Origin of the sequence: Flavobacterium sp. JLP, from assembly GCF_015350755.1 — a bacterium.
Classification (GTDB): domain Bacteria; phylum Bacteroidota; class Bacteroidia; order Flavobacteriales; family Flavobacteriaceae; genus Flavobacterium.
Genome location: NZ_JADKPS010000004.1, coordinates 343,750 through 359,324, shown reverse-complemented (window position 1 = coordinate 359,324; position 15,575 = coordinate 343,750). Strand labels below are relative to the sequence as shown.

17 protein-coding genes are annotated in these 15,575 nt (G+C 32.8%); 9 read left to right on the top strand and 8 right to left on the bottom strand.

Features of this window, described 5'->3' with window-relative positions:
- Positions 1-125: 125 nt before the first annotated feature.
- Positions 126-1,196, bottom strand: coding sequence for a branched-chain amino acid aminotransferase (locus tag IRZ83_RS12980; RefSeq protein ID WP_029272925.1), 1,071 nt, complete (start codon positions 1,194-1,196; stop codon positions 126-128).
- Positions 1,197-1,503: 307 nt separating this feature from the next.
- Between IRZ83_RS12980 and mnmD the strand changes: the two genes are divergently transcribed.
- Together mnmD and IRZ83_RS12970 are read left to right on the top strand one after the other, a co-directional pair.
- Positions 1,504-2,169: a tRNA (5-methylaminomethyl-2-thiouridine)(34)-methyltransferase MnmD gene (gene mnmD, locus IRZ83_RS12975; protein WP_194569355.1), complete on the top strand. Its 666-nt coding sequence runs from the start codon at positions 1,504-1,506 to the stop codon at positions 2,167-2,169.
- Between the two features lie 166 nt (positions 2,170-2,335).
- Positions 2,336-2,533 (top strand): hypothetical protein, encoded by a 198-nt coding sequence (locus tag IRZ83_RS12970; RefSeq protein ID WP_017496117.1) that lies wholly within the window; start codon positions 2,336-2,338, stop codon positions 2,531-2,533.
- Between the two features lie 31 nt (positions 2,534-2,564).
- Here IRZ83_RS12970 and IRZ83_RS12965 read toward each other — a convergent pair whose 3' ends face one another.
- Complete coding sequence (locus IRZ83_RS12965) at positions 2,565-3,506, bottom strand: LysR substrate-binding domain-containing protein (protein ID WP_029272927.1); 942 nt, start codon at positions 3,504-3,506, stop codon at positions 2,565-2,567.
- A 109-nt stretch (positions 3,507-3,615) separates the two neighbouring features.
- Here IRZ83_RS12965 and IRZ83_RS12960 point away from each other — a divergent pair, with 109 nt between their 5' ends.
- From IRZ83_RS12960 to can, 4 genes are all read left to right on the top strand, one after another.
- The gene (locus tag IRZ83_RS12960) at positions 3,616-4,095 is read left to right on the top strand and encodes a Dps family protein (RefSeq protein WP_029272928.1); all 480 of its coding nucleotides are present in this window, start codon (positions 3,616-3,618) and stop codon (positions 4,093-4,095) included.
- Positions 4,096-4,217: 122 nt separating this feature from the next.
- On the top strand, positions 4,218-4,502 hold the full coding sequence (locus IRZ83_RS12955; protein WP_194569315.1) for a hypothetical protein: 285 nt from the start codon (positions 4,218-4,220) through the stop codon (positions 4,500-4,502).
- An 81-nt stretch (positions 4,503-4,583) separates the two neighbouring features.
- Positions 4,584-6,233: a SulP family inorganic anion transporter gene (locus tag IRZ83_RS12950; RefSeq protein WP_194569313.1), complete on the top strand. Its 1,650-nt coding sequence runs from the start codon at positions 4,584-4,586 to the stop codon at positions 6,231-6,233.
- Between the two features lie 125 nt (positions 6,234-6,358).
- Positions 6,359-6,997 (top strand): carbonate dehydratase, encoded by a 639-nt coding sequence (gene can / locus IRZ83_RS12945; RefSeq protein ID WP_029272931.1) that lies wholly within the window; start codon positions 6,359-6,361, stop codon positions 6,995-6,997.
- Between the two features lie 33 nt (positions 6,998-7,030).
- On the opposite strand, the gene IRZ83_RS12940 is transcribed toward can, so the two are convergent.
- Both IRZ83_RS12940 and IRZ83_RS12935 read right to left on the bottom strand, forming a co-directional pair.
- Positions 7,031-8,233 carry an LETM1-related biofilm-associated protein gene (locus tag IRZ83_RS12940; RefSeq protein ID WP_029272932.1) on the bottom strand — a complete coding sequence of 401 codons (1,203 nt, stop codon included), beginning with the start codon at positions 8,231-8,233 and terminating at the stop codon, positions 7,031-7,033.
- Between the two features lie 105 nt (positions 8,234-8,338).
- A complete protein-coding gene (locus tag IRZ83_RS12935; RefSeq protein WP_029272933.1) occupies positions 8,339-8,866 on the bottom strand; it encodes a superoxide dismutase family protein in 528 nt (175 codons plus the stop codon).
- Positions 8,867-9,079: 213 nt separating this feature from the next.
- Between IRZ83_RS12935 and IRZ83_RS12930 the strand changes: the two genes are divergently transcribed.
- The 3 genes from IRZ83_RS12930 to IRZ83_RS12920 are packed head-to-tail and all read left to right on the top strand — an operon-like array spanning position 9,080 to position 10,606.
- Positions 9,080-9,514 carry an META domain-containing protein gene (locus IRZ83_RS12930; RefSeq protein WP_317174458.1) on the top strand — a complete coding sequence of 145 codons (435 nt, stop codon included), beginning with the start codon at positions 9,080-9,082 and terminating at the stop codon, positions 9,512-9,514.
- Positions 9,515-9,545: 31 nt separating this feature from the next.
- Entirely contained in the window at positions 9,546-10,070 is a 525-nt protein-coding gene (locus IRZ83_RS12925) for a DUF4251 domain-containing protein (protein WP_194569311.1), read from the top strand.
- A gap of 47 nt (positions 10,071-10,117) precedes the next feature.
- A complete protein-coding gene (locus IRZ83_RS12920; RefSeq protein WP_194569310.1) occupies positions 10,118-10,606 on the top strand; it encodes a hypothetical protein in 489 nt (162 codons plus the stop codon).
- A gap of 69 nt (positions 10,607-10,675) precedes the next feature.
- Here the strand turns inward: IRZ83_RS12920 and IRZ83_RS12915 are convergent, their stop codons facing one another.
- From IRZ83_RS12915 to IRZ83_RS12900, 4 genes are all read right to left on the bottom strand, one after another.
- Positions 10,676-11,770: a glycoside hydrolase family 18 protein gene (locus tag IRZ83_RS12915; protein ID WP_194569308.1), complete on the bottom strand. Its 1,095-nt coding sequence runs from the start codon at positions 11,768-11,770 to the stop codon at positions 10,676-10,678.
- 269 nt (positions 11,771-12,039) lie between these two features.
- On the bottom strand, positions 12,040-13,845 hold the full coding sequence (locus tag IRZ83_RS12910) for an acyl-CoA dehydrogenase family protein (RefSeq protein ID WP_194569306.1): 1,806 nt from the start codon (positions 13,843-13,845) through the stop codon (positions 12,040-12,042).
- Positions 13,846-13,891: 46 nt separating this feature from the next.
- Complete coding sequence (locus tag IRZ83_RS12905; protein WP_134139938.1) at positions 13,892-14,242, bottom strand: four helix bundle protein; 351 nt, start codon at positions 14,240-14,242, stop codon at positions 13,892-13,894.
- 128 nt (positions 14,243-14,370) lie between these two features.
- On the bottom strand, positions 14,371-15,552 hold the full coding sequence (locus tag IRZ83_RS12900) for an acetyl-CoA C-acyltransferase (RefSeq protein ID WP_194569304.1): 1,182 nt from the start codon (positions 15,550-15,552) through the stop codon (positions 14,371-14,373).
- Positions 15,553-15,575: the final 23 nt, after the last annotated feature.

The window sequence follows — 15,575 nt, the reverse complement described above, 5'->3', positions numbered from 1 at the left end:
CGCGAACATAAATATAATAAGTTATATTTTAAATTTACCATAATGCAAATTTGATAATTTTTATTACAAATAAAAAACCCGATAAAATTAAATTTATCGGGTTTGCTTTTTAATATGGTTTTGGATTATTGAACTTTAACAGTCCATCCATAAGTGTCTTCAGAAAGTTTATTTTGAAGACTTGTCAGTTTTTCTTTTAAGAATGAGGCATATGAGTTCTCAATAGGAGCCATTTCGTAATAAACATCTTGATAAGAGAAACCTTTAATAACACTGATAACTGCAGCAGTTCCAGCTCCAAAAATTTCTTTTAGAGATCCGTTTTTAGCAGCTTCAACTAATTCAGAAACAATCACAGGACGTACTTCTACATCTAATCCTTCTTTTTCTGCCATGGCAATTAAACTTTTTCTGGTAACACCATCTAAAATTCTCTCGCTTGTTGGTGCCGTTAATAAAGTATCATTGATTCTGAAGAAAACGTTCATTGTTCCTGCCTCTTCTAGTTTTGTATGCGTTGCATCATCTGTCCAAATAACTTGTTGAAAGCCGTCTTTGTTTGCAAGATTAGTTGGGTAGAATTGCGCAGCGTAGTTTCCAGCCGCTTTTGCAGCACCAATCCCGCCATTTGCAGCTCTACTGTAATGTTCAGCAATAATAACTTTTACTTCACCGCCATAATATGATTTTGCAGGAGAAAGTAAAATCATGAATTTATATTCGTCAGATGGATTTGCAATAACACCAGGACCAGTCGCTATCATAAAAGGACGAATGTACATACTGCTTCCGTTTCCTCTCTGAATCCATTCTTGATCTATTTTTAATAATTCATTTAAACCTTCCATGAAAATATCTTCTGGAATTTCTGGCATTGCCATACGCACAGCAGAATTGTTAAAACGTTTGTAGTTTTCATCAGGTCTAAACAACCAAACATCATTATTTTCATCTTTATAAGCTTTCATACCTTCAAAAATAGCTTGTCCATAATGAAAGACTTTTGATGAAGGATCCATTAAAATCGGTGCATAAGGCTTAATGACCGGAGTCTGCCATTGTCCGTTTTTATAATCACATTCAAATAAATGGTCTGTAAAAACAGCACCAAAGCTTAAGTTTTCGAAGTCTACTCCGCTTATTTTAGACGAAGTGGCTTTTCTGATTTCAATTTTGCTGGTTTGAGTTGTACTCATAATAATGTAAGTTTTTAGGTAATTTTCATCTCAATAGAAAATATCTAAAGTAATGATATAGTATAAAATAGAATTTATTAAATGCAAAATTAAATAAAAATATATAAAATACTTAGTAAAACTGCATTATTTACTGCCTTTAACTGAGATTTATTTATCTTATAATAAACTCAAAAAATAGGCTTTGTTTTATAAAGAATTTATGAAAAAACTGCCGATTTTTAAGGCTTTACGCATTTGTTTTGACTAAATTTGACTCATGAAAAGGCTGAAATGCCAAGACTATCAGACTATAAATTACGAAAAAGTGAAAAGAGAAATAATAAAAACGCTAGATGGTTCTACTACAATTCATTTAGAAGAATGGAATGAAAGTTATCATTCAAAACACGGTGCCATACAAGAAGCAAAACATGTCTTTATAAAAAATGGACTTTCGTTGTTTGAAAATAATCCTGTTTCTGTTCTTGAAATTGGTTTCGGAACTGGCTTAAATGCCTTTATCACTTTTTTAGAGTCTGAAGAAAAACAGCACAAGATTGATTATGTAGGAGTAGAGGCTTATCCTGTAAATGCAGAAGAAGTTTTAGCAATGAATTATGTTGCGGAGTTAAAGGCATTGGAATTTGAGAACATTTTTCAGAAAATGCATAAATCTGAATGGAATAAGAAAACCGAAATTAGCACTCTCTTTTCGTTAACCAAAAGGAAACAATTTTTTGATGAAATAAACGATTATGAAATTTTTGATTTGATTTACTTTGATGCCTTCGGATATCGCGTACAGCCGGAGCTTTGGAGTACTGAAATCTTTCAGAAAATGTATAATTGTTTAAAACCAAATGGAGTTTTGGTAACATATGCCGCTCGTGGCGTTGTTAAAAGAAGCATGATTTCAGTTGGCTTTACAGTCGAAAAATTAGCAGGTCCTCCGGGAAAACGTGAGATGTTTCGCGCCTTTAAAAAGGTATAAATTATTAATTTAGAATAATTCTTAATTGATTTATATTTACTAAGAAAACGGTTTCGTTGATAAATATTTTAAAAAAATTAGTTAAAATTAGTCGTTATATGGGTTATTTGTTTAAATTTGGTGCGAGTTTAAAAATATAGATAACCCCCCAAAATCTTATTTTATTATGTCAAAAATGATGTTTGATTACACGAAATCAATACTTGAGAGAGTAAGTTTCGATCCGATACTTTTCTGCAAAGAGTTAGAAAAAGCTATCAAAACGCTGTTACCGTACGAAATGGAACAATTGCAAGAATGGTTATTAAATTTCATTATTGAAAAACCAGAATTAAAACAAAGTTTACTGCTAATTAAAGTATAAAAAAAGGAGCCAATTGGCTCCTTTTTTATTTTTATTTCTTTTGCAGCGGACTAATGATTTGAACATTTTGAAAAACAATTGCTCCTTTTACAACTCCGGCGATTGTAGATCGCAATGCGTCAATGATTTGCATTTTTAATTCGCTTTTTGGGTAAATTAAACTTACCTCACGAGCAGGTTTTGGTTCCTTAAAATTGCGCAGTTTCAGCTTATCGGAATCTTTTAAATCCAAGGTGTGCAAGTACGGAAGTAACGTTGTACCAAGGCCTTCATCTGCTAATTTTATAAGTGTTTCAAAACTGCCGCTCTGAATCTGAAAATTGTTTTGATCAATATCCGAACCGTTTTTGCACAAGTTCAGAATTCCGTCTCTAAAACAATGTCCATCTTGTAAAAGTAAAATTTCGTTGATATTTAAATCAGCAACTTCAATTTCTTCTTTTTGAAAACTAGCGTGATGTTCTGGTATATAAGCTACAAATGGCTCAAAATATAAAACAATCTCTTTTATTTTTTCATCTTCTAAAGGGGTAGCAGCAATTGCAGCATCTAAATGACCGTTTTTTAATTTTAAGATAATTTCATCTGTGTTCAGTTCCTCAATTAAAAGCTTAACTTTTGGATATTTTTTGATGAAATTATTAAGGAACATTGGTAAAAGCGTTGGCATAATAGTAGGGATAATTCCCAAACGAAATTCTCCTCCAATAAAACCTTTCTGTTGCTCTACAATATCTTTTATTCTGTCGGCTTCATTAACAATGTTTTTGGCTTGATTTACAATCTTCTGGCCAATATCGGTAAGCTGAATAGGTTTTTTGCTTCTGTCGAATATTAATATATTAAGTTCTTCTTCAATTTTTTGAATCTGCATGCTTAATGTCGGCTGTGTTACAAAACATTTTTCAGCAGCGAGTGTAAAATTTTTATGTTCGGCAACAGCTAACACATATTGTAATTGAGTTATCGTCATTTTGATAGTATTTTTTGATGCAAAAATAAGTAAATATAATTTTTTTTTATAACTTTTTTCGAGAACTTCCTTTAGATTTGTAGTAAACTTAGTGTAAAAAAAGAAAACCATGAAAACAAATATTTTAGGATTGCCTGTAAAAGAATCAGCCTTAGTAGTAAAAGAATTGAATATTTTATTATCCAATTTTCAGGTATATTATCAAAATTTAAGAGGAATTCATTGGAATATCCGCGGAAAGCGTTTCTTTGACCTGCATGTAAAATTTGAAGAATTATATACAGATTCTCAGCTAAAAATAGACATGATAGCCGAAAGAGTTTTGACAATTGGAGGTACTCCTTTGCATACATTTGAAGATTATCTTAAAAACAATAAATTAACTGTTGGCAAAAATATTTCGAATGATGAAAAAGCAGTTCAATTGATTGTTCATTCATTATCTGATTTATTAAAAATTGAAAGAGAAATCTTGAATAAAGCAGCAGAAATTAATGATGAAGGAACAAATTCTATGATGAGTGACTTTATCGCTGAGCAGGAAAAAACAATCTGGATGATGAATGCATGGCTTGAAGAAGAGCTTTAATGTATTGGTTATAAAAGATTTAAAAGCAGAATGATCTCTTTAGATTATACTGCTTTTTTGTTATTGTTAAATTTCTATAAAAATCTCTTTGATTTTATTTCTTTAACACTATTTTTGCTCCAATGAAATTAATCGCTCGCATATTATTATTCATATTTATTGCTTTCTTGGCAACGCCTACTGTTGTAACGTTGATGAAGAAAAGCAATGATACTTCTATGTTTTTCAGTTTTTCTGAAGAAGAGCATTCGCATAAAGAACTTAAGGCTGCTGTTTATCCGGCAATACTTCAGCATGAAGTTATATTGCCAGTCTATATTGAAAAAAAGACCATTCTGTCTGAAAATATTGTAAAGTTAGACAATATTTCACCGAGCATATTTGCTCCACCTCCCAACTTGGCATAATACTTCCGATTATTTTGAACTATACTGCATTTAGAATAAGTGCGGTTAATCTTTAATGAATAATTTTTTTAGTATTGTGTTATGACAAAAAAAATCAATCTTTTTGCTAACCTTAAATCTGATTTTGCTTCAGGTTTGGTGGTTTTCTTGGTGGCTCTTCCATTGTGTTTAGGTATTGCAATGGCTTCTGGAGCTCCTTTATTTTCTGGAATTATCGCGGGTGTTATTGGTGGTATAGTAGTAGGATACTTGAGCCAGTCGCATATTAGCGTTTCAGGTCCTGCCGCTGGATTAACAGCGATTATTTTAACCGCTATTAGTGATTTGGGTGCTTTTGATGTTTTTTTGCTGTCTGTTTTTATCGCTGGATTAATTCAATTAGCATTAGGATTTTTAAAAGCCGGAAGTATATCAAATTATTTTCCTACCAATGTAATTGAGGGAATGTTAGCCGGTATCGGAATCATTATCATCTTAAAACAATTGCCTCACGCTTTTGGTTACGATGCAGATTTTGAAGGCGATCAGGCATTCATTCAAAATGACGGAAGCAATTCATTTTCATTTTTATTCGATGTTATCAATCATATAAAATTAGGAGCGGTAGTAATTTCATTAGTTTCACTTGTGATCTTAATTTCTTGGGAAAAAGTACCGTTTTTAAAACGCTTAAAATTAATTCCGGGTGCACTAGTTGCGGTTATTGTTGGAATAGTTTTAAATGAAATTTTTGTTTCTTCAGGAAGTTCATTGGCAATTGCAAAGGACCATTTGGTTTCTCTGCCAGTTCCAAAATCCTTTGAGGAATTAAAATCTATTGTGATTGTCCCAGATTTTACAGCAGTTGCAAATCCGAAAGTTTGGGTAGTTGCCCTTACCATTGCTATTGTAGCTTCTATTGAAACGTTATTGTGTATTGAAGCTTCTGATAGAATGGATGTTCAAAAACGTTATACAGATACAAATGTTGAACTTAGAGCACAAGGTATTGGAAATATTGTAAGTTCACTTTTAGGAGGTTTGCCAATGACATCAGTTGTCGTTCGATCATCTGCTAATAACAATGCAGGTGCAAAATCTAAAATGTCGGCAATTATTCACGGCGTACTTTTGCTGATAAGCGTTTTGGCTATACCAGCAGTTTTAAATAAAATTCCATTAGCAACTCTAGCTACTGTTTTAATTTTAGTTGGATATAAATTAGCCAAACCAGCGACTTTCTTTCATTTTTGGGAAAAAGGAAAATACCAATTCGTGCCTTTTATCGCAACCTTAGTATTTGTTGTAGCAACAGATTTACTTAAAGGAGTTGCATTAGGAATCATCATCAGTATTATTTTTGTATTAAGAGGTAACTTAAAAAGAGCCTATGTTTTCAAAAAAGAAGAATATGAAGATGGAGATGTAATTCATATCGATTTAGCACAAGAAGTTTCGTTTTTGAATAAAGCCGCAATTAAACAGACTTTGAATGATATTCCAGAAAATTCAAAAGTGATTATCAATGCGCATGATACTGAGTATATTGCTCATGATGTTTTAGATTTGATTCGTGAGTTTAAAGAAACACGGGCTGTTGATGCAAATATCAAAGTAAAACTAAAAGGTTTCAAAAAGGCTTACGAGTTAGAAAATACTCCAGATAACAATAATCACGTTTCGATAGAGCATTATTATGATGTAGCAAAGAGAGCATTGGTAAAAAAAGAAATAACAAAAGAAAATTTTTAAACAAATTATATAAATTAAAGGTATTTCTAACGATGATGAAATATCAAAATTTAGGTAACTTTACATGAGTTTCTTTTTGATATCTTTAATCACCTAGTAATATCAATCAAAAAAAATAAAAAATAATGAAAGAGTTTTATAAGCAAATATTAGAAAACAATAAACAGTGGGTTGAACAGTCATTAGCAAAAGACCCTAATTATTTTGCAGATTTAGCTAAAGGACAAACACCGCCATTATTATGGATTGGATGTTCTGACAGCCGTGTTCCGGCAAACGAAATTATTGGAGCTAAGCCAGGAGAAGTTTTTGTTCACAGAAATATTGCCAACATGGTGGTTCACTCTGATATGAATATGTTGAGTGTTCTTGATTATGCTGTTAATGTTTTGAAAGTAAAACACGTTATTGTTTGCGGACACTATGGTTGTGGTGGTGTAAAAGCGGCAATGGGGAATTTATCTGTTGGAATTATCGACAACTGGATTCGTCACATTAAAGATGAATACCGCTTGCATGATAAATATCTAAATTCAATTGAAGATGAAACAGAGCGTTTTAATGCTTTCGTTGAAATCAATGCTAAAGAGCAAGTTTACAATTTAGCTAAAACTTCTATTGTACAAAGTGCTTGGAAAAATGGTCAGGATTTAATGCTTCACGGATGGGTTTACGGTTTAAATTCTGGTTTTGTAACCGATTTAAATGTAACAATTGCTTCGAATGATGAACTTGATGATGTTTACCAGCTGAGTAATCTATAATAAAAAAAAATCGCCTCAAAAGGGCGATTTTTTTTATTCGTTTTCGTCTAAATTTTCATTAAAAGCAGATGGCAATAAGGTTGGAATAAACTTTATTAAAATCGGCAACAGTAAACTTCCGCCGGGAAGCAAAAATATTGTCAGGGACGGAATCGTTTTACAAATATCTAAGAGCTGTTTTTTAACTTTCTTTTTTTCTTTGGCGTCCAGATCTCTGGTTGTAGAATAAGCCAAAAGAATCATTAATTCTTTACTTTGAACTATTTCCTTAACCAGTCTGTTTTTATTTCTTACAATTAGTTTTACGACCGTATGCGTCATCTGATCGTAAAAGTGTTTTACAGGATTAGAATAATTAAAGTATGGAATTTTCTTTTTATGAGTTGTAATAAAAGTATTTGTTGTTGCAATGCTTTTAGCTACAAAAGCATCAGAAACATTCATAGAAGATCCTAATGAATATAGAAAATAAGCTTCTTCATTTTCTACAACACCATCACTCCATAAAGCCATTCCGGCCATATCGATCAAATAATAATGTTCGAGCGTATTTTTGAAATAGTCTAATTGCAAGGTTTCTAAAGTTTCAACCGTAACTTTAGAGAATTTTGAATATCTTATTGAAGCTTCAAAAAGTTTGATTAGTAAATCGTCATGCTGCGATTTTACAGTTTTAGTTTTTAGTGCTAAACCTACAATACCCAAAACAGTTTCTTCAATTCTTTTCAAATATTTATCCGGAATTGCACCGTGTTCTAAATATTGTCTAAAAGCTAAAACATCAATAAACAACAAGGCATTAGTTACTAAATGCGAAAAGTTTTTACTGATAATACTGTCATTCGTCTGTACTCGCTGATCGATTATATTTTCTAAAGAAAATGACGGACTGTCTTTTGGAAGTAAGATTTTGAACAAATTAAATCCTTCAGGATTCATTTGGTTGTAGAATTTTAAAACTTCTGAAATAAAGTTATTAGGTTCAGAACTTCTTTTTTCTAAACAAAAAACATGATATAATGTATTTAGTAAAGCAACTTTAGAGATTTCTGTTTTAAACCATCCTTTTATCGGAATTGGAACTTGAGAATCAATAGAGATAATATGACCGTAAATAAAACCAGTTTCTCTTACTTTATAGTAAAAAGAATCTGTAGTCTCAAAAGGAATCGCTTCTGAAAACTTTTGTTCACTAAAAAACTTATCTATCCAGCCTGATGCCGATGGGTTAATCATTAACTTTTATTTGAGGATACAAAGCTAATTTTTTTTATTGTTTTAGTATTCATTTTAAATGAAATAACCACTAGATTTTATAAAAATAGTGGTTATTGCTTTTTTTTATTTGATGATTCCCGCACAGGCAACTCGACCTCCTGCATTTCCAGTAGGCTGTGTCGTAAAGTCATCTGTTCCTTGATGCACGATTAAACCTTTTCCTAGAACATCTTTGGTTTCGTCTCCACAGCCAACACACCATTCGTCAGTCGTTAATGTGATGGTTCCGTTTCCTTTTGCATCAGCAGTAAAGTTTCCTATATCACCTTTGTGATATTCAGCTGAACCCCATTTTCCGTGTTTTTTAAAAGTAGGATTCCAGTGTCCGCCGGCTGAACTTCCATCGGCAGCTGTACAATCTGATTTCTCATGAATGTGAATTGCATGAACTCCAGGCTGTAAACCTGCCACTTTTGCTACAAAAGTTACTTTTCCATTTTTCTCAGTAAAAGTTGCAGTACCACTAACGGTACTGTTGCTTTTTGGTTCTAAATTAACGGTTAAAGTTTTGGCGTCATTTGATTTTGTATTAGTCTTACAGCCAATAATTAAGGCTGTAATTATAGCGAAAGAAATAATTGCTTTTTTCATATGTATGGCTTTTAAATTAAAGATTAAGTAAATTTAACATAAAAAAACCGATATACTGGAAGCTAAAAGTTAAAAAAATCTAAAACTATTACCCATAATTTAATAGCTGCTTGCCATGTAAAGACGAAAATATTGCTTAAATTCGTATACGTTTTTAACGAAAAATTTCCGAATACATTTTTCTAATTCATTAATATTTTAATACTTAAAGTTATGATGAAGAAGTTTTTTATCCTTGTTTTTCTAAGTACGATGCTGTTATCTTGTGCTATTTTTAAATGCAAAAAAAGCGATTCAGTTTCTAAGCTTGAAGGAAGCTGGGAACTTAATTATATTACAGGTCCAAGAATTGCTTTTGATGGTTTATATCCAAATAAAAAGCCTGCCATTAATTTCAATATCAAGGAAAATCAAGTTTCAGGAAACAACAGCTGTAATTCGTTTACCGGAAAATTGAGTGTAACTCAAAATAAAATAGATTTTAAGCAACCCATGGCCGTAACAAAAATGATGTGTATGGACGGACAGGGAGAACAGGTTTTTATGGCTGCACTTCAAAAAATAACATCGTATAATATTACAGATGACGGAAAAACATTAAATCTTATTTCTGGAGATATTGCAATGATGCGATTTACCAAAAAATAGAAATTATTTTAACTCTATTAAATTATAATTTATGAAAACTAAAATATCCATTTTATTAGTGTTAGTATTGCTTTTAAGTTTTCCAGTTTTGGCACAGGAAAAAACAAAAAAAGAACTTAAAACCGAAAGAGAACTGCAGAAACAAAAAGAAATAGAAGCATTAATTGATTCGAAAAATTTTGTTTTTGAAGCCCAGAAAGCCACACCACAGGGAGGAAGATTTCTTAATTTAGATTACAATACTTATTTTCTAAAATTTAATGAAGTAAAAACAACCTGCGATCTTCCTTTTTTTGGCAGGGCATATAATGTTGCTTATGGCGGAGACGGCGGTATTAAGTTTGAAGGCGTGCCGGAAAATATCAAAATTGAAAAAAATAAGAAAAACTACATTGTTCGAGCTACTGTTAAAGGAAAAAATGATGTATATAATCTTTTATTTTCAATATTTTTTAATGGTAATGCCACGCTTTCCGTAAATAGCAACAACAGAGCTGCGATTTCGTATGACGGTGAAATTGAAGCACCAAAAGCAGAAGAAGTTAAAAAGCAATAAAGAATCAATTTGTTTTTTAGAAGATTAACTAATTTAAAATTAAAACTATGAAAAAAGTAATTGTTGTTCTAGTTCTGGCTGTAGCCTCGTTTTCATCATATGCTCAATCTACGTTTAAAGAAGATGTAGAAATTGTGCAAAGTGTTTATGGAAAATCTAAAAGTGATCTGGTAAAAGAATACATGAATCTGTCTGATGCGCAGGCAACGGCTTTTACAAAAGTCTACGAAAATTACGAAGCCGAACGTAAAGCGCTGGGACAGAAAAAGTTTCAATTGATCAATGATTATGCAGCCAATTATAATACGCTTACTGATGCTAAAGCCGATGAACTTGCAAAAGCAACTTTAAAAAACAATATGGCTTATGAAAAGTTATATACCAAAACGTATGGCAAGGCAAAAAAAGCTGTGGGAGCAATAAATGCAGCAAAATTTATTCAATTAGAAGTGTATCTACAGACTACAATTCGTAATGAAATTCAAAATTCAATTCCATTTATTGGAGAATTAGACAAATCAAAAGTAAAAATTTAGTTTCAGCTTTAATAGAAACGGCTGTCATTTTACAATGACAGCCGTTTTTATTATTGATCTTCAAGTAATTTATTTTCCTGTTTTTACTTCGTAAATAGCATTAACCATTCCGTTTTTCGGACTGTCTAGTGTAAGTTCCCAAAACATGATACCACCTAATTTTTTAGACTTCACATATTCTGTTTTTGCTTTTATAGATTTCAGGTCGTCAGATGTTGCAAATGTTTTTGTCCCGGCATTATACCAGTATGGCGCTTGTGCCTTTTCGTCATAAAAATATTTCCAGCCATTAGCTTCTGTATAAGTTGAAGCAAAGTTTTTAAAATCAGCACCTTGAATATGTTCTCCAGGCTGATAAAGACCGTTGTTTGTGTTTTCCACATTTTTCCATGTTCTAGAATAAAAAGCACCGCCAATAATCAATTTTTCAGCAGGTACTCCGTGTTTTATCAAATAAGTAACAGCTCTGTCTGTAGATTCTTCTTTTGGATTTGTACTATATAAAGGCGTATGATGACCTGTAACTTTAGAATATCCATTTACTAAATCATAGCTCATAATATTAATGCGATTAACTAACGGTGAAACAGTTTTCCAATCAATAGATTCATCTAAATATTTTTGAAAACCACCTGCAGCGAAACTCAATTCGTATTTTTTGCCTAAAGTAGAACGTAATATTTTAATTAATTCAGTAAAGTTAGGTTTGTCAGCTGGTTGAAATAGATGTCCAGGCAGTCCCTCAATTGCCGGATATTCCCAGTCTAAATCTAGACCGTCAACTTTAAAATAATCGCTTACTTCTTTTACTGATTTTGCAAACTTTAATCTTCCTTCTGCAGTTGAAAATGCAGCAGAACAAGGTTCACAGCCTCCCCAGCCACCAAGTGATAATACGATTTTTAATTGTGGATTTTTAGCTTTCAAAGAAACTAAATGCTTAATTGTAATAGAATCTTTTGGAGAATCAACACTTAGTTTTCCGTCTTTTAAGTGGCAGAAACTAAAAATAATTTGATCTAATTTATTGATTTCGTATTCGTCAATTAGTTTCGAATCACCTGTATAATAAGCGATAATGTCCATTTTTTTGTTTTTCTGCGCAAATGTAGCTGTAGAAAATATGCAGCAGAATAAAAGGGTAATTACGGTAATCTGTTTCATTATATGTTTTTTGAAGTTTTAGAACGCTAAATATAAAACATTAGAATTTAAATTTTGCTATCAATCTTGTATCAAAAACGCAATTTTAATAAAGATTTGTGAAATGTTTTTTTAAACCATATAAGTTATATAAGATCATAAAAGTAATTTATATCTAATGCCTTTATTTAAATGAACTTATATGGTTCAAAAAAAAGCAAAAAATAAACCCGCACAGTTTCGGACATGTGCGGGTTTAAACAAATTAAAAGCTAAAAACTATTTTTGTATTAGTAGCAGTATTCGTTTTCTGCAACTAATTTAGAAGTAATCGTTTCTCTTAATGCCACTACATTTGGCATGTTTGTGTATTTTGTAAAACGTTTTAATCCCATTAACATCATACGTTGTTCGTCACCTTCAGCAAAAGAAACAATTCCTTCTTTTCCTTTTTGGTTCACGATATCTACAGCTTTGTATAAGTATAATTTTGCCATAGCAATTTGCTCTTGTACTTTAGCTTCTCCTTGATTTTTCGCTAATTTTTCAGTTCTTAAAATAGTACTTTCAGCCATGTAGATTTCGATTAAGATATCAGAAGCCGCCATTAACAATTGTTGGTGAGCATCTAAATCTGCACCGTATTTTTGAACAGCACTTCCAGCAACCATTAAGAAAACTTTTTTCAAGTTTGCGATGATTCCTTTTTCTTCAGCAAATAATTCAGAAAAATCTGGAGTATCAAAAGATGGAATTCCCATTAATTCTTCTTGAACTTTCATAGCTGGTCCAAGTAAATCAACGTGACCTTTCATTGCTTTTTTAATCAGCATACCTACAGAAAGCATTCTGTTGATTTCGTTTGTTCCTTCGTAAATACGAGCGATACGGGCATCTCTCCAAGCACTTTCCATTGGAGTATCTTCAGAGAATCCCATTCCACCAAAAATCTGAATTCCTTCGTCAGCACAAGATTGAACGTCTTCAGAGACAGCTACTTTCAAGATAGAACATTCGATAGCGTATTCTTCAACACCTTTTAATTCAGCTTCTTGGTGAGAAGTTCCTTCAGCTTCACGAGCAGCAATTCTGTCCTCGATATCTTTTGCAGCTCTGTAAGAAGCGCTTTCTCCAGCGTAAGCATTCGTTGCCATTTCAGCTAATTTAGAACGTATAGCTCCAAAAGATGAAATTGCAGTGTTAAACTGAATTCTTTCATTAGCATATTTTACTGCATTTGAAGTAACTCTACGTTGTGCATCTAAACAAGCAGCAGCCAATTTAATACGACCTACGTTCAAGGCATTCATTGCAATTTTGAAACCGTTTCCTCTTTCAGATAACATGTTTTCGACAGGAACTTTTGTATCGTTGAAGAAAACCTGACGAGTAGAAGAAGCACGAATTCCTAATTTATGTTCTTCTTCATTCATAGAAATTCCGTTTGACGGATCATTTTCTACGATGAAACCTGTAATGTTTTTATCATCTCCAATACGGGCAAAAACGATGAAAACGCTGCAGAAACCTGCATTCGAAATCCACATTTTTTGTCCTGTAATTTTATAATGCGTTCCGTCTTCAGATAAAACAGCTTTTGTTTTTCCTGAGTTTGCATCAGATCCTGCGCCTGGTTCTGTTAAGCAATAAGCTCCAAACCATTCTCCAGAAGCCAATTTAGGAACATATTTTTTCTTTTGCTCTTCTGATCCATAAAGTGTAATTGGCATTGTACCAATTCCTGTATGAGCACCAAAAGCAGTTGAGAACGAACCTGTAGCACCAGAAATGTAATCGCAAACTAACATCGTAGATACAAATCCCATTCCTAATCCGCCGTACTCTTCAGGAACTGCGACTCCAAGAAGTCCAAGTTCACCAGCTTTACGCATAGAAGCTTCTGTATATGCATAATCTTTTTTCTCAAAACGATCTTTATGCGCCCATAATTCTTTGTCTACGAACTCTTTTACAGAGTCACGCATCATTAACTGTTCTTCAGAGAAATCTTCTGGTGTGAAGATGTCCTCGCATTTTGTTTCTTTAACTAAAAACTGACCACCACGAGTCACGTTTTTTTCGATTGTATCTGCCATTGCTTATGTTTTTAGGTAAAAGATGAAAGAAGCAAGAAGCAAGATTTTAATTTAACTTGCTTATGAACCCCGTGGTCATCTTTTGAAATTCAATTATTTTGTTTTCTAATTTTTCTGTTTTTTCTTTTGTTACATAGTCATTTTGACAAGCTATTAACAATTGTGTCTGCAATTCAAATGACGAACCTAAACTGATATTCAAATAATGTTGAAAATGTTTATTTCCTCTGTTTGATCCCTCAGCAATATTTGAAGGCATTGAAACAGAACATCGATTCATTTGATTGACTAAACTATAAATTTCTGATTTTGGAAAAGTGGCCGTTAATCTATAGATGTCATTAGTAATTTCCATAGCTAAAATCCAAATTTTCAAATTCTTAAAATTGTGTCTCATGTTTTTTTTGAGGCAAGATAAGAAAGAATAATTAAAGTAAGTTTTTTACTACTTTTATAAGCCTTTATCTTCAGAATATTTTCATTCCAAAAATCAAGTCTTGCATCTTGCTTCTTTCCTCTTAAAAACTACAATACTTCGTAAATCCCTGCAGAACCTTGTCCAGTCCCCACACACATAGAAACAATTCCGTATTTATTTCCTCTGCGTTTCATCTCGTCAAATAACTGAACAGAAAGTTTAGCTCCAGTACAGCCTAGAGGATGACCTAATGCTATAGCTCCACCGTTTACGTTTACGATATCCGGATTTAAACCTAGCTCGCGAATTACAGCCAAAGACTGAGAAGCAAAAGCCTCGTTTAATTCAACTAAGTCAATGTTTTTCAATTCTAAACCAGCTTGTTTCAATGCTTTCGGAATTGCTTTTACTGGACCAATACCCATAATTCTTGGTTCGACACCAGAAGAAGCAAAGTTTACAAGTCGTGCAATTGGCTCAAGGTTTAATTCTTTTACCATTTCTTCGCTCATGATTAAAACAAAAGCAGCACCGTCGCTCATTTGAGAAGAGTTACCTGCAGTTACACTTCCGTCAGCAGCAAAAACTGGTTTTAAACCCGCCAATGCAGCAACAGATGTTCCGGCTCTTGGTCCTTCGTCTTGTTTTACAACGTATGATTTAGTTTCTTTTTTTCCATTTTCATTGATGAAAGTCTGATCAACCGTAATTGGAACGATTTGTTTGTCGAATTTTCCTTCTGCTTGCGCTTTCAAAGCTTTCATGTGAGAGTTGTACGCAAACTCATCTTGATCTTCTCTTGAAATTTTATATTGGTTGGCAACCGCTTCAGCCGTTAAACCCATTCCCCAATAGTAATCTTCGTGACCTGCAGCAGCAACTTTATAATCCGGAGTTGGCTTGTAACCTCCCATCGGAATAAAACTCATACTTTCTGCACCACCAGCAATGATACAATCTGCCATTCCTGACTGGATTTTAGCAGTCGCCATTCCGATAGTTTCTAGTCCAGATGCGCAATAACGGTTTACAGTAACTCCGGGAACGTCTTCAACTTTTAATCCCATTAAAGAGATCAAACGTCCAACGTTCAAACCTTGTTCTGCTTCCGGCATGGCATTTCCTACCATAACGTCATCAATACGTTTTTTGTCAAAATCAGGCAGTTCATCCATCATAAACTGAATGGTTTCTGCTGCTAATTCATCAGGTCTTTTAAATCTAAAAACACCTTTTGGAGCTTTTCCAACTGCTGTTCTATATGCTTTTACTATATATGCTGTTTTCATTTGTTTTGTTTTTTTAAAGATTT

Bases quoted from the DNA above. Each gene is read 5' to 3' on its own strand.
- IRZ83_RS12940 (WP_029272932.1), bottom strand. From the start codon at position 8,233: ATGATTAACCCATCGGCATCAGGCTGGATAGATAAGTTTTTTAGTGAA.
- can (WP_029272931.1), top strand. From the start codon at position 6,359: ATGAAAGAGTTTTATAAGCAAATATTAGAAAACAATAAACAGTGGGTT.
- IRZ83_RS12960 (WP_029272928.1), top strand. From the start codon at position 3,616: ATGAAAACAAATATTTTAGGATTGCCTGTAAAAGAATCAGCCTTAGTA.
- IRZ83_RS12970 (WP_017496117.1), top strand. From the start codon at position 2,336: ATGTCAAAAATGATGTTTGATTACACGAAATCAATACTTGAGAGAGTA.
- IRZ83_RS12905 (WP_134139938.1), bottom strand. From the start codon at position 14,242: ATGAGACACAATTTTAAGAATTTGAAAATTTGGATTTTAGCTATGGAA.
- IRZ83_RS12900 (WP_194569304.1), bottom strand. From the start codon at position 15,552: ATGAAAACAGCATATATAGTAAAAGCATATAGAACAGCAGTTGGAAAA.
- IRZ83_RS12950 (WP_194569313.1), top strand. From the start codon at position 4,584: ATGACAAAAAAAATCAATCTTTTTGCTAACCTTAAATCTGATTTTGCT.
- IRZ83_RS12930 (WP_317174458.1), top strand. From the start codon at position 9,080: ATGATGAAGAAGTTTTTTATCCTTGTTTTTCTAAGTACGATGCTGTTA.
- IRZ83_RS12955 (WP_194569315.1), top strand. From the start codon at position 4,218: ATGAAATTAATCGCTCGCATATTATTATTCATATTTATTGCTTTCTTG.
- IRZ83_RS12935 (WP_029272933.1), bottom strand. From the start codon at position 8,866: ATGAAAAAAGCAATTATTTCTTTCGCTATAATTACAGCCTTAATTATT.
- IRZ83_RS12915 (WP_194569308.1), bottom strand. From the start codon at position 11,770: ATGAAACAGATTACCGTAATTACCCTTTTATTCTGCTGCATATTTTCT.
- IRZ83_RS12980 (WP_029272925.1), bottom strand. From the start codon at position 1,196: ATGAGTACAACTCAAACCAGCAAAATTGAAATCAGAAAAGCCACTTCG.
- IRZ83_RS12965 (WP_029272927.1), bottom strand. From the start codon at position 3,506: ATGACGATAACTCAATTACAATATGTGTTAGCTGTTGCCGAACATAAA.
- IRZ83_RS12920 (WP_194569310.1), top strand. From the start codon at position 10,118: ATGAAAAAAGTAATTGTTGTTCTAGTTCTGGCTGTAGCCTCGTTTTCA.
- IRZ83_RS12925 (WP_194569311.1), top strand. From the start codon at position 9,546: ATGAAAACTAAAATATCCATTTTATTAGTGTTAGTATTGCTTTTAAGT.
- IRZ83_RS12910 (WP_194569306.1), bottom strand. From the start codon at position 13,845: ATGGCAGATACAATCGAAAAAAACGTGACTCGTGGTGGTCAGTTTTTA.